Raw genomic sequence first — 12,900 nt, 5'->3', positions numbered from 1 at the left:
AAAAGCGTTTAACGATTATACGGTGCTGAAAAACAAGTATCCATTAATTGCAAAAATCTATCTGTTGTAAATTTCTCCAGGTATATTGCCCTGCTGTTAGCACCCATTTTTGCCCTTAAAGCATTATCCAATAAAAGCAATTCCAATTTTTCGGCTACGGCTTGGGCATCTTTTATATTTACCAAAAAACCGTTTACTCCATTAGCTACATTACCTGGAATGCCGCGCCAGTTAGTGCTTACCACCGGCAGGCAAAACTGCATGGCTTCCACAACCACCAATCCAAAGGTTTCTGATTCAAAATAACTGGGAAAGCAAAAAATATCTGCACTGGCAAATAATTGCCTTTTATCTTCTCCACTTACTACACCCCGGTAAAACACATTTTTTTGTAATTGGTGTGTTTCAACAAAATCATAAAACTGTTGTTCTATGGCTTTGTTATGAAAGCTGCCTGCAAAATCTACTGCAAATTCTATCCCTTTTGCTGCCAGTTGGCGGCAGGCTTCCAGCAAAATAAACTCGCCCTTGGTTTCACGCATTACGCCCATAAATAATATCCGTAAGGGCAACTTATTGTTCAATTTATCATAAGCGGTTGTATACTCATCTGCTATGCCATAAGGAATAATATATTGTTTGCGGGATTTTATAAATGCTGCATCCGGCGGCACCAGTGTAGATAGAGAGATGGTGGCATCCGGGTAAAAAAAGGCCAGCTTAAAAAGAAATTGAGCCATACGGCCAAGGCGGGGCCAAAATTCAGAAAGCCCACCGGCATGAAAGTGAAAAATGGTTTTAGAAAACATCCACCGGGTAGCAACCAGTATAATGATATCTCTGTAAACAGGTACCTTATCCGGACCGGAAGGAGGGTAATAAAGTATGTTTACACCCTTTACTATTCTATAATACCAAATATGCAGTATAACAGAAAACAGGTGAAAAATCTTGGCTACCTGTATCCGCCCCATATCATCCATGCCTTTAGAAAAAGCCATACGCACATGATATATGCGAGCATTGGTATACGGAGCATTAATAATTTCCTCAATCATCACCGCCTGCCCCCCAATAGGTGGCGGGGTTTGTCCAACCACCAATATTTTATTCATGTAAACGGGCTACAAGTATTAACTGCTGAAATTCATATTTTGCCGGCAGCCATTTATCCGCCATTGTAGAAAAAAAGCCAGGCATAACTGCAAAAAATAGCCTGATTGCCCGCAACATTATTTTAAAAGGTTTTGCCACTGGTTTCACCTGTTCGTGGTGCAAAAAAAATGCTGTTAATCTGTCGCACTGCAACATTTTCTCTACAACAAACCCGTGACTGCCCAATAAGTCTGTGGCAGATTGCGGAGTATATTTTCGGGCATGTTTGGGATCGTTCCAAACTTCATTTACAGGTAAGTTAATCACCAGTTTTCCATCCTTATGTAAATGCTTTTTAAAAATACCAACCAAAGCAGCATCATCTTCTACATGCTCTAGAACATGTGAGCAGGAAATAATATTAAAAGAAACTCCATTTACAAATGCATCAAAATTTTCTACAGTAGTAACTTTTATATTTCTTTTTAACACACCGGCAATATTATTCAGGTTACGCACTGCTTCATCTGCAATATCGCAACCATAAATAGCCACACCTGCTGGCATTTTTAATAACAGGGAACCATGGCCAAAACCATAGTCCAGATAATACACCGGCTTATGTGTACAGGCTTCTATTAAAGGCTGTATTTCCTCAAAATTTTTTCTGGATTTTGATTGCTGGTCAAAAGAAATCCAGGAATGAATTAATCCAAATAAAACAGTTTTGGCCGAATACGATTTATTGTAATAAGCCCTGTTTATTTCTACAATATCATTACTCATAGCAATATAATTTAGGCTTTCTGCTTTTGCTTTAATGCAGTAAACCCTTTTAAATAGGAACGGTATTTAAAAATAAGCAAGCGCTGGTAAACAGCCAGCAATTTGAAATACATTACCCAAAACAATGGCTGGTTATCTATTTCTTTTGGAAAGCCATACAAATATTGGTTTCTAATTCTATTACGGGTAACAATAGCTGCAATGGTATCATCGGTGGTGGTAATATTGCCGGCATCAACTACTGCTTTTACCTGGGTAAACATATTGTTATAACTTACGCCCGTAGGTTCTTTCAGGTATGCGTATATGGGCTTGCGCAACATAAAAAATGTTAACCCTTTTTGCCGCATTAGTTTCCAAAGTGCATGATCTTCTGCATGGGGCACATTGGGATAACCACCTACACTTAACACATCCTTTTTGCGATACACCACATTGGGGTGCCAGATTTTTGTTTGATTTTTATCCAGCGCTTCATTTAAATCAAGTCCGGGCTGCAGCGGAGAAAAACCTATTACCTGCAAAGATGTATTAATAAAAAAAGAAAGCGTGGCCACACAAGCCACATCCGGCCGTTGCAGCATTTCGTTGTACAAAATTTCAAACCTGTTTTTGTGCGAAATATCTTCTGCATCATGCCTTATTACAATATCACAGGTGCAGGCCTGCAGGCCAACATTCAGGCTATTAATCAACCCCGAATTGGGTTTATTTATCAGTTTTATTCTATCATCAATGGCAGCATATTTTTCTATGATGGATAATGAATCATCTGTAGAACCATCATTCACAATAATGCATTCAAAACGGGTAAATGTTTGCTCCAGTATACTTTCAATAGTAAATGGCAGCAGGTTTGCCCCATTGTATACACACATTAAAACCGAGACTAAAGGACTTGTCATGTATCAGTAGTATAAAAATTTAGCCATTGGCTGTATAATTCTAACATCTATGAACCCGGCTGTTGATGCATATGTCAACATCCTTGCGTCGCACACTTGTACTGCAACAAATACCGCAGCAAATATTACAGTTTGATGCGCAAAGAACAGAACGTACAAGAGTGCGACGCAACCTGGATGCCATGTAAAAAAATTGCTGGGCTCAAAAAAGAAAAGCTATTCAATAAATGCATTGAACACCTGTATAAAATTTTCTTTACTAAACTGCAGCGCAGCCTGCCGGTTAGCCAGCTGCATTTTATTTAGCAGTAAAGGATTTTGATATAAGGTTTGCAGGGCCTGTATAAAATCGGCCGGCTGTGAACAAAGAAAAGCCGTCTCCGTTGTGCAATAATCCCGAATAGAACCCACATCAGATACCACCTGTACTAAACCTGCTGCCATAGCAGAAGTTATTACATTGCTGCCCACGGTATCTTCCATAACTGAAATGGCAGTATGGCATTGTTGCATTAAAGCAAGCATATCTTTTTCGGGCAGGTAGGGATATAGTTGCACATTGGGCATGCCAGCAAACAAATGTTGCAGGTTTGCTTTACCCATACAAATATGAAAAGTAATTTGCGGACATTCTTTTACCAATTGTTGCAATAAAGCAAAGTTTCTTTTAAGGCTACCCACACTTAATACCTGCAGGTTTTGCTGAGGTACACTATTGTTTATGGGGTGATAAAATGTAGTGTCTACATAATGAAACGTGGAAACTACCTGCTGTTGTAAAGGTAGACTTGTAAGAAAAGATTGTAAACTGCTGCCTAGCACCATTATTTTATTCAATGGCCCTAATGCCTTTTGAATAGTTGATTTGGAATGATATAATTCCAGCAGGTGCGCACCTGAAAGATGTACCAATCCGAACAATTGATTTTGTTTGCCAAAAAAGCGAAGTGTGCCGGCTATTTTTTCCTGATGGCCAACCTCTTTGGTGAGGTATTCAAAAAAAAATACTTTATCATTTTTCCTGAGAATAAGCACCAGGTACAAACTAAGGAAAAAAGCATGTATCCTTGAAAAATAACGGCCACCCTTATATTCCTGCGGCAAGTTGGCTAAAAGATGTATTTGATTGCCCGAATCTTTTAAAACCTTTGCCAGATAAGCCATACCGGCATGATTGCCGGCAGTATTTTTAAAACTATAATATACTATAAAAGTGCGGGGCATGGATAAAAAGAAGCGATTATGTTTTGCTTTTAATTACCTGATAATTAGACACATTAAACGCCACCAGTACAAAACAGAAAATAAAATTTGTAAACTGTACATACCTTATCAATGTTTCGGTGGCTGATATGTTTAACATAAATATGAGGAGGATAAAATAAAAGTTGTGGTAGTTGCTATTTACTTTTCTAGCCTTTAAATAATTGCGCAAAGAAAATATGAGCATTAACAGGAATATAATATTCATAAAATACCCGCCCTCCAAAAACAATTGCAGAAAAGTATTATGCGCATGTTCGTATCTGCCATTTTCATCCGTGGAGGGGAAAAATTCAGCTGGTATTCTGCCATGAAAGCCTAGCATCAATTTCGATTTGAACTGGAGAAATACTTCCAGAATATTTGCCCATGCAGATGCCCTGCCTGTAGCACTAAGAAGGGTTTCGGTATCGTTTCTTAAAATTAGTTTTGAGAAGATAGAATTATCGGCAATTAGAACAAGATAAGTAGATAGAGTATCCCAGAAAAGGGGCAAAAACAGGAAAAGCAATAGTGCATATACCAGCCAGTTCTTCTTAACTTTTATGTACAGGAAATAAAAAGAGAAGGATAGTATACTGCTTAATATAAAACCTCTTCGGCTAAACAGCATTAATATATACAAGGCAAAGGCAGCTGATAAAAAATTAAGCAGTGTAAATTTTTTATTAAAGAAAATATCATACCCCGATAATAATAATAACAAAGCAGCAATAAGAGGGGAATCCATGGTCGTTACGGTAAGCAGGCTCTTATCGGTAAAATTATAAAAGGCGCCCAACTCCAAACTTTGTACTGAAAGATAGGTTGGAATAAAAACCACAAAAAAGGTAAGAAAAAGCAGGCTTGCTATAAAATGCTTTATTGTAAGAAAATTGTTTTTAGAACTTACTACAGTTGCAATAATAATATTTGAAAATATTATGGCAAAATAGGTAAGTGTTTGAAAAAAGGAGAGCCCGAAATTATAGCCAAAAATGAGATAATATGTTGCATAAAATATTAGCAGGTATACATTTATTTTATAGAAGTATTTTTTAAAAAAACTATTGTAAAAGAAAAGATAACAAAGCGCTGCCAATCCGCCTTCGGCCAATAAAAGCAATGTAGTATTATTGTCTTGTACTGAGGACCGTATAAAAAACAATAATACCAGAAAATAAAAGGCTGGTAACAAATTGAACAGCACTCCTCTTTTTGGTGTAACGGAAGCAGAAAAATTATCCATAATATTACTAACTACCCTAAAGCCTTTTGATATTTATACAATGATTTTAAAAAAACAAACCGGAGATATTTTTTCCTGCTAATACTCCCTAACACCATATTCCAGATTAATCTTATCAAAATTGCCGGTTTATCAAGATCAAAGCAATCAATTACATTTTCACCAAAATGAACTTTCCATTTTTGATTAATCAAATACGAGCTGTTTAGCGAGGAAATGGTAAGTCGTTTGATATATTCTATTGATACACGGGATGCCGGTATAATATGCTTCATTTTCAATAAGGGGTAAATACCAATCTTATATTGGATACTGATGGCAAAAAAATCAAGGTCAATATCTTCGCCGGAAGACAATTCATTTCCTTTACGCCCCTCAATATAGTTGGCTGCAGTTAAATGATTGCAGAAATATTCATTTAAAATCATTTTTCTTACCGCCATCCCTGCACCAATGGGAAATCTGCCATTATATACATGTTTATCATTTAATAACACACTTGAACCTGTAAGCCTTCTTATGGCAATCATTTCTTCATAAGTGTAAAACCACTCCTCTGGTGCCTGCTCATATTCAGGTAATATTGCCCCGCTTAGTATGCCAATGCTTTTATCTTCAAAGGAATATTCTACCTTACTGAGATAGTCCGGATTTAATATATTATCATCATCTACAAACACTATAATATCTCCATTGGCAATGTTATTAGCGCATTTCCTTGCTGCAGTTAATCCGGGTGTTTTCTCTACTACTACCTTAATATTGTTTTGTAATACTATATCAATATTACTCACCGGATGAGCGCTGTTGTTGTCGACTATAAAAAACTCCCAGCTATGCTTCTCTAGATCCTGGCTAAGAATACTATTTATAACCCTGTTTAAATATTTTTCATTGGGGTTATATGTACAAATACATACACTGATCAAAATCTGGTAGATTTATGCTTATTAAAAATATTTCTTAAAACAAAGTTTCATATTTCACCCTTTCAAAGGTTTCCAAATGCCCCCCTGCGGTTGCATTGTAAACAGCCCTGCCATCCTTTTCAAATGCCAGACGGGCAGCGGAAAAGCCCTGCGTCATTCTATCTACCCTTGGATCATGCCATCTATATCCTTTTCCAAAATATCCCGGTGCAAAATGATTTACATCGTCTTCTTTTGAAAGAATAACTTTTTTATCGTCTATATCTGCTTCCGGAACTTTATAATTATGATCAAATCCAATCATATACACTTCTTTAAAACCCATATAAAATGCCAATTGCAAACAAATAAATGTTACACTGCCTCCTACGCCAAGGCTTCTTACAGGGTTTTGTGAAAAAAATGGTTCAAAAGGTTCGCTATAATTCATTAATACATTTAAGAAGATAGATTTCTCATCCTTTTGAAGCACATAATCCAGATAAGTACCATAAAATTTATGCACTGGTGCTTTATACGCATTTATTTCTTTGCATCTATCCTCAGCCACCAGGTAATCTTCAACTACATAGTAAGTAGGATGAAACTGCATTTTCTCATAATTGAGATAAATGGCATTTACACCAAAGGTGTATTCGCTTTTAAGTTTAGTAAGATCCAGTAAGTTTAATGAAGGACCATTTCCTATTAAAAAGCACCTTTCTCCACGATGTTTATCTTTTAATCCCGCCAATATTTTCTCATTCTTTGATAAAAATATTCCTAATGAGGCCAATTTATATTTAGAAGTATATAAACAAAGCTTAATGAAATTTTTATAGGGATTGATATTGGGAGAATATGAATACCGGTCTACAAATAGAAAGAAAATGGGGTTGATAATTGTTTTTAGAAACTTTTTCATATTAGATTGCCTGAATCAAGAATTTAATTAAGAAAATAAATAAAATTATACAAACAGGTACAAAAGCACTTTTAAGGAAAAATTGCTTAAAGTTTGTTTGAAGTGACTTGATGGATACGGACACATTCCACCAATTGTTTATAGCCAAATTTGAAATTCCCTGTGCAACCGGAAATGCCCAAACATCGATGACAGGAAGTAATATTACTAACAAACTGATATTAATAACACCGGTAACTATCGCAGATTTATAAAAAGGAATTTTATTTGTTGTTACATAAATCTGGGCATGCATCGCATGATGCCTTTCAAGAAACCAAACTATTGCCATTACCATCAAAATTCTGTAATCAATTAAGGATGCCTTAGAACCTATCAGTTGCATACCCCATTGCCCGAATAATATTAAACCACCCATGCCAATTACAAATACCAATAATGCCTTTTGCATACTGGAGGCACTTACCTGTCTTAAATCCTCAATATCATTTTTCACCCGCAAACCTGAAAGCAAAGGTAATTTAGAATAGAAGGGAGCCTGAGAAAACTGAGCTATTGTGGTAACCAATTTTAAGGATAATAAATAAGCAGCCAGGTTAACAGAATTTGCTACATTGGAATAAATAAGTCCCGTTGCCTGATTAATACCTGTAGAACAAAGTATTAAAATACCCGACCTCCATGCTGGTGACCAACACCATAAAAAAACATCCTTACTAAAGGTAAAAAATTTAAATTCCCTGAATTTTTTATCGCATATAATACGCTCCAGATAATAAGCCCTGGCCACCAATAACAAGCTGAAAAAAAATTGGGATGCGGCTAGTACTGTAAGGCTATAATGAAAATATACAATAAACACTGACACCAGTGCATTTAAAAAATTATTGACAATATCCCATCTGGTTATTAAAACTAGGTTATTAGTGCCAATAATCACTGTATCAAACTTGCGTGAAAAAAAACTGATGAATACACTTATTACATAGATATAATAGGCTGTCCACAATTCTGTTTGTTCATGCGTCTTAATAATTACATTGCTCATTGAATTGTAAGAGAACAATACAATAAGAACTATTACCAAAAAGCTGATGGCCAAATAGGTTGAATTAATGGTGCCATAAATGCGTTTCATCAATTCCCAGTTTGGCTTTCCGTTGCCGGCATCATGGCTGCCTGTTTTATGATCGAAAGACTCCATGCCATGAAACACGTAGGAAACTACTCTTGAGAATGTTGGATAAAACCCAAAATCTATCACAGTAGCAAAAGAGTTAATGGTTAATAACAAATACCAAAATGCAATTTCATCGATATTATATCTTACCAGGATTAATGGGGTTAAGATTAGCAACCTAATGGTGCTGCTTATCATATTTCCCCCCGTTAAAATGGTAGGCGAATCCCAAACCCTTCTAAACAGCTTTTTAAACATTTGCTATAGTTGCGCCTTTAGTTTATAGTGAATGAGTTGGGAAATAGCTTGAAAACCTTCAGTTGTAAAATGGATATTATCAATAGTACATTTTTGGATACTGGCATCATTCCATCCCTTTATGTCAATTATATTTTGTAAGGAAGCTTTCATGGTGTAATCAAATTCACTAACCAATGCATCTATATTTCCCGGCCTGCCCTTTTCATAATTCCCTTCCCAGCCTTTTACAAAATGATTTGAATTAATCCATATTAGTTGTGGTATACCTGTTAAAAAAGGAAGCACTGACTTTTGCAGATAATCCGAACTATACAGATTGATAGTTGGCTCACCCATATATTCTAATGGATATGGGTTTGCATAATAGGATGCATTGCTTTGAAACAATTGATCAAATATTGCCTTACCGGCTTTACTTTCTTTTACGAGTGCTATATTACTTAATGGCCTTGGTGAAAAATCTACTACCCCGCAATGCAGGATAACTGCTTTATACTTATGCAGATCTAATGTTTTTGCCTGCGCTATAAAATCAACAATGGTGGTGTATTTCTCCGGACAAATACAATAATCTACCCGATAGTTTTTTAATAACCGATGAATGTATGACCCCCAGGGTGTTTTACCATATTTGCTATTTACATCGTAACCCCTGGAATCTGTATATACATATATGCGTGGTTTTGTAAAATGCAGGATATTGCATGCAAACTGGTAAAGGGTAAATAAAAAATTTAAGGCCTTTGTTTTTTTCATGTTGTTACCAGGTTTGATTTTTGCCTGATACTGAATGGTTCACAAAAAGCTGCTTCTTGCGATGCAGTACAAGTGAGTGACACAACGATGCTAAATAGGTATTCCTGCGCCGGCTAACTAAACACTGTATTTGCCTGTTATAATTTAATCCAAATCCTTTAATACATTACTGATGCCCCCATCAATTTGAATATTGGCGCCATTGATAAAACCAAGTGCATCCTCTGCCAGTAACAATGCCAGCTTTGATACCTCGGCAGGTTTGCCTATACGCTGCGATGGGTGTATTTCATTTAACTGCTTCACTTTTGCCTCATCGTTATCAAAACCATCTCTTAGCATTTGGGTATCGATGGCTGCGGGGCTGATAGCATTTACCCTTACCCTGCCCTGTAAATCAACCGACATGGCTTTTGTTAAACCCACCAGTGCACTTTTTGAAGTGGCATAGGAAATAAAACGCTTTTTGGTTAACTGATGGTGTATACTAGCAATATTTATGATAGAGCCTTTTGATTTTTCGAGCCTTGATAAAAAATACTGACTTAGTAATAAGGGACCAGTAAGATTTACGTTTAAGGTATGGTTAAAATCCTGTACATGTATTTGCTCTACCCCACCCAATATTTGAACGGCAGCATTGTTGATTAGCACATATAAATCTGGAATAATTTCATCGAAATAGGTTTCCATTTTGGCTTTATAACCAGCATTGTTACAGTATTCGTTTAAATCGAACTGAACAAAAATATGACTATAAGGCGATGGAGTATTTTTTATATCCATGCCAATAACGGTGTAGCCGGCTTCATTAAAAGTTTTTGCAAGGCCGGTTCCTATACCGCCCAGCACACCGGTTATTACTACTGCTTTTTGCATTATGCTATATTTAAAAAACCAAATAATAAACTAATGGCTTTATGGCTGGCACGGCGCACAGCTTCAATGGTATTTGAGCCATTATGGGTACCAAAAATACATTGGTCAAACGATCGCAGAGGACTATTGTCAGGTAAAGGTTCTGTTTCAAAAACTTCCAGAGCGGCAGCTTTTACTTTGCCGCTAACGAGTGCTTTTACCAATGCGGGTTCATCAATTAATGCGCCACGCGAAATATTTACCACATACAGATCATCTTTAAAGTATTGTATTGAATCCTCGTTTAACCAATGGTGAGAGCTGGGAGTTAATGCGCAAGCCAGAACCAGAAAATCGGCCTCTGCCAATTTATCGGGAAAATTAAGAATGGCATCTACACCAGCTGCAGCAGCATCCAGTTTTGTAAAGGGATCGTAGGCATTTACCACCAAATCAAATCCTCTTAATCTTTTGGCAATGGCCAGGCCAATATCGCCCAACCCTACCAATGCAACGGTTTTGCCGGTTAAGCTCATGCCTGCCGGTTTAACCCAATTGCCTTTGCGTACTTCCCTATCTATAAAATAGGTTTGCCTTGCCAGTCCGGTTATATATGCCAAAGCAACATCCGCCACTTCGTTGCCAAACATTTGGGGGGTATTGCTAATAGGTATTTGCAATTCATGCGCTGCTTTAAAATCTACATTATCTACGCCTACGCCCCATTTAACAGCTGCTTTTAATTTACCGGCTTTACCGGCTTCAAAAACGCGTTTGGTGGCCGGGTCATCACCAATAATCCAGGCATCCATTTGTGGTACCAACACCAGCAGTTCCTCTTCGGTTAATGTTTGTACCACATTAGGGGTAACCAACTCTATACCTTTGGCGGTAAAAATAGGTCTAAACTCTTCTATTCTCCGCAGCATTGGCGGACAGGTAACTAATACTTTCATATTATAATAACCCTCTTGTTTTTTTAAATAATAATTCAGCTACTTCAAAATTTAATTCCACATCAATGTCCTGCGCTTCTACTTCGGGCATTTCAAACATAAATGGTCTGTCGCCAATACGGTTATGTTTTTGTTGCAAAATTTCTTTTGTAAATAAATACATGCAGGAGTTTTCCTCGAATACCGGTGGCAAATCCTGGGTACGTAATAAAATATGATGGTTATGATTTATTGGCCTTGCCAACTCATCCCAATAACGCACCTGACGGCGCGTTACTGAAAACAATGAATCGTACATGGGATAAATACTTAAGAATTTTTCTATGCCAACACTGATAGTTGCTGCAGTAAGCAATGGATTGGTACTATGAGTTTGCAAATAAAAATCACTGGGTACCTGATTAATAATATTTAGCAATACATCATTCATGGCAATGGCGCCATCCCTTAAATGTGCCGGACGTTCCAGGAGCAATACCGATGGATACAGTTTTGCAGCCTGCTCTAATATAACCGGACTATCCGTATCAATTAACACTGTATCAATTAAAGTACATTGTAGTAATGATTCAATTATATGCTGATACAGGGGTTTACCAGCAAAATCACGGTAATTCTTACCTTTTACACGCTCACTCGAGTGGCGCATTGGCACAATAGCAACAATTTTCTTTTTTTCCATTATAACAGGTTATTGATCTTAATTAAAACAATAAAAAAACCAGGTATTAGCCAGGCAGTTGTTAGTGTTTGCAGCAGCACTTGCGTCGCACTCTTGTACTACAGCACTATTGGCAACTTTAACAACAGAATTATTTTGTACTGTACATAATTTTCTCGCCTTGCTGCTCCGTTTGTTTTGTGATCGTATTTCGTTTAAACGTATTAGGGTAATAAAAACGCTTTCTTAGTTGAGTGGTTATTTCTCCTTTTTGGGTAAAGCCCAAATAAGTACCCCAAAACTGCATTACCCTAAAGCGAATAACAGGAATTATATGTTTAAAAAATACCCCTTCATGCAATGCATGATAGGCATCATTCATAATATTGCCCATACTTAAGCGCAGAAAATCAAAAAAAGAAACATGCTCTTTTGGCAAAATTTTCTTTAATGCAATGGCTTCACGCCGATAGCGGTTTTTAATTTTCTCAAAGCTTTCTTCATGCACATGAACAATACTGGCTTTTGCATTATATGCAATGCCATACCCCTTTTGTTGTATGGCAGCAGCCCATGCAATATCTTCCAGTCCGGTTAAGCTTTCATCAAAAGCCTGTTGTTGCCAAAGGCATTTTCGTATAGCGGCATTGGCATTATTACAAAAAGGCGTTTGCTGGTTATCATTCGATTCTTCGGGAAACCATTTTTTAAATACCTGGTGCTCGGCATATTTGGTAATCTCATTTCCAATTTGCCTGCCATAAACCAGTGCTGTTTTTTCATTGGCAAATGGTGCCAGCATTTGCTCTATCCAATTGGTATAAACCGGGTAAACATGTGCACTGGCAAATAATAAAATGCTACCGTTTGCGGCTGCACATCCATAGTTTAAAGCCCTGCCAAAAGAAAACTCATCTGGTTGAATATGCACTATGGCAACGCCCTTTTCTCTGGCAATTGCCACTGTAGCATCTGTAGAACCAGAATCTACCAGAATAATTTCAATTTCATTTGCAAGGCTTTGCAGCTGTATGCCTTCCAGTAGCCGGCCAATATGTTTTTCCTCGTTAAAAGACCTTATGATGATACTGCATAAAGGTGTTTTCATTTGCACATTT

The 12,900-nt window shown here is 37.0% G+C and carries 13 protein-coding genes; all 13 read right to left on the bottom strand.

Features of this window, described 5'->3' with window-relative positions; genetic code table 11:
• Positions 1-8: 8 nt before the first annotated feature.
• Positions 9-1,115, bottom strand: a complete 1,107-nt coding sequence (locus tag GD597_RS05565; RefSeq protein WP_171606824.1) for a glycosyltransferase family 4 protein — start codon at positions 1,113-1,115, stop codon at positions 9-11.
• Entirely contained in the window at positions 1,108-1,881 is a 774-nt protein-coding gene (locus GD597_RS05560; RefSeq protein ID WP_171606823.1) for a class I SAM-dependent methyltransferase, read from the bottom strand. The genes GD597_RS05565 and GD597_RS05560 overlap by 8 nt, the downstream gene beginning before the upstream one ends.
• Positions 1,882-1,892: 11 nt before the next feature.
• On the bottom strand, positions 1,893-2,786 hold the full coding sequence (locus GD597_RS05555) for a glycosyltransferase family 2 protein (RefSeq protein ID WP_171606822.1): 894 nt from the start codon (positions 2,784-2,786) through the stop codon (positions 1,893-1,895).
• A 216-nt stretch (positions 2,787-3,002) separates the two neighbouring features.
• Positions 3,003-4,010, bottom strand: coding sequence for a glycosyltransferase (locus GD597_RS05550; protein ID WP_171606821.1), 1,008 nt, complete (start codon positions 4,008-4,010; stop codon positions 3,003-3,005).
• 16 nt (positions 4,011-4,026) lie between these two features.
• Positions 4,027-5,277 (bottom strand): O-antigen ligase family protein, encoded by a 1,251-nt coding sequence (locus tag GD597_RS05545; protein ID WP_171606820.1) that lies wholly within the window; start codon positions 5,275-5,277, stop codon positions 4,027-4,029.
• An 11-nt stretch (positions 5,278-5,288) separates the two neighbouring features.
• Positions 5,289-6,206 carry a glycosyltransferase gene (locus tag GD597_RS05540; protein ID WP_171606819.1) on the bottom strand — a complete coding sequence of 306 codons (918 nt, stop codon included), beginning with the start codon at positions 6,204-6,206 and terminating at the stop codon, positions 5,289-5,291.
• A gap of 34 nt (positions 6,207-6,240) precedes the next feature.
• Positions 6,241-7,110 carry a 6-hydroxymethylpterin diphosphokinase MptE-like protein gene (locus GD597_RS05535; RefSeq protein ID WP_171606818.1) on the bottom strand — a complete coding sequence of 290 codons (870 nt, stop codon included), beginning with the start codon at positions 7,108-7,110 and terminating at the stop codon, positions 6,241-6,243.
• A gap of 1 nt (position 7,111) precedes the next feature.
• Positions 7,112-8,548 (bottom strand): polysaccharide biosynthesis protein, encoded by a 1,437-nt coding sequence (locus GD597_RS05530; protein ID WP_171606817.1) that lies wholly within the window; start codon positions 8,546-8,548, stop codon positions 7,112-7,114.
• A gap of 3 nt (positions 8,549-8,551) precedes the next feature.
• Entirely contained in the window at positions 8,552-9,307 is a 756-nt protein-coding gene (locus GD597_RS05525) for a hypothetical protein (protein WP_171606816.1), read from the bottom strand.
• 144 nt (positions 9,308-9,451) lie between these two features.
• Positions 9,452-10,186 carry an SDR family NAD(P)-dependent oxidoreductase gene (locus GD597_RS05520; protein WP_171606815.1) on the bottom strand — a complete coding sequence of 245 codons (735 nt, stop codon included), beginning with the start codon at positions 10,184-10,186 and terminating at the stop codon, positions 9,452-9,454.
• Positions 10,186-11,121 carry a phosphoglycerate dehydrogenase gene (locus GD597_RS05515; RefSeq protein WP_171606814.1) on the bottom strand — a complete coding sequence of 312 codons (936 nt, stop codon included), beginning with the start codon at positions 11,119-11,121 and terminating at the stop codon, positions 10,186-10,188. The genes GD597_RS05520 and GD597_RS05515 overlap by 1 nt, the downstream gene beginning before the upstream one ends.
• Position 11,122: 1 nt before the next feature.
• Entirely contained in the window at positions 11,123-11,803 is a 681-nt protein-coding gene (locus tag GD597_RS05510) for an acylneuraminate cytidylyltransferase family protein (protein WP_171606813.1), read from the bottom strand.
• Positions 11,804-11,933: 130 nt separating this feature from the next.
• The gene (locus tag GD597_RS05505; RefSeq protein WP_171606812.1) at positions 11,934-12,890 is read right to left on the bottom strand and encodes a glycosyltransferase family 2 protein; all 957 of its coding nucleotides are present in this window, start codon (positions 12,888-12,890) and stop codon (positions 11,934-11,936) included.
• Between the last annotated feature and the right edge of the window lie 10 nt (positions 12,891-12,900).

It is taken from the genome of Limnovirga soli, assembly GCF_013106755.1.
Taxonomy (GTDB): Bacteria; Bacteroidota; Bacteroidia; order Chitinophagales; family Chitinophagaceae; genus Limnovirga; species Limnovirga soli.
This window is presented reverse-complemented; position numbering and strand designations above follow the sequence as displayed.

Bases quoted from the DNA above. Each gene is read 5' to 3' on its own strand.
- GD597_RS05565 (WP_171606824.1), bottom strand. From the start codon at position 1,115: ATGAATAAAATATTGGTGGTTGGACAAACCCCGCCACCTATTGGGGGG.
- GD597_RS05560 (WP_171606823.1), bottom strand. From the start codon at position 1,881: ATGAGTAATGATATTGTAGAAATAAACAGGGCTTATTACAATAAATCG.
- GD597_RS05555 (WP_171606822.1), bottom strand. From the start codon at position 2,786: ATGACAAGTCCTTTAGTCTCGGTTTTAATGTGTGTATACAATGGGGCA.
- GD597_RS05550 (WP_171606821.1), bottom strand. From the start codon at position 4,010: ATGCCCCGCACTTTTATAGTATATTATAGTTTTAAAAATACTGCCGGC.
- GD597_RS05545 (WP_171606820.1), bottom strand. From the start codon at position 5,277: ATGGATAATTTTTCTGCTTCCGTTACACCAAAAAGAGGAGTGCTGTTC.
- GD597_RS05535 (WP_171606818.1), bottom strand. From the start codon at position 7,110: ATGAAAAAGTTTCTAAAAACAATTATCAACCCCATTTTCTTTCTATTT.
- GD597_RS05530 (WP_171606817.1), bottom strand. From the start codon at position 8,548: ATGTTTAAAAAGCTGTTTAGAAGGGTTTGGGATTCGCCTACCATTTTA.
- GD597_RS05525 (WP_171606816.1), bottom strand. From the start codon at position 9,307: ATGAAAAAAACAAAGGCCTTAAATTTTTTATTTACCCTTTACCAGTTT.
- GD597_RS05520 (WP_171606815.1), bottom strand. From the start codon at position 10,186: ATGCAAAAAGCAGTAGTAATAACCGGTGTGCTGGGCGGTATAGGAACC.
- GD597_RS05515 (WP_171606814.1), bottom strand. From the start codon at position 11,121: ATGAAAGTATTAGTTACCTGTCCGCCAATGCTGCGGAGAATAGAAGAG.
- GD597_RS05510 (WP_171606813.1), bottom strand. From the start codon at position 11,803: ATGGAAAAAAAGAAAATTGTTGCTATTGTGCCAATGCGCCACTCGAGT.
- GD597_RS05505 (WP_171606812.1), bottom strand. From the start codon at position 12,890: ATGAAAACACCTTTATGCAGTATCATCATAAGGTCTTTTAACGAGGAA.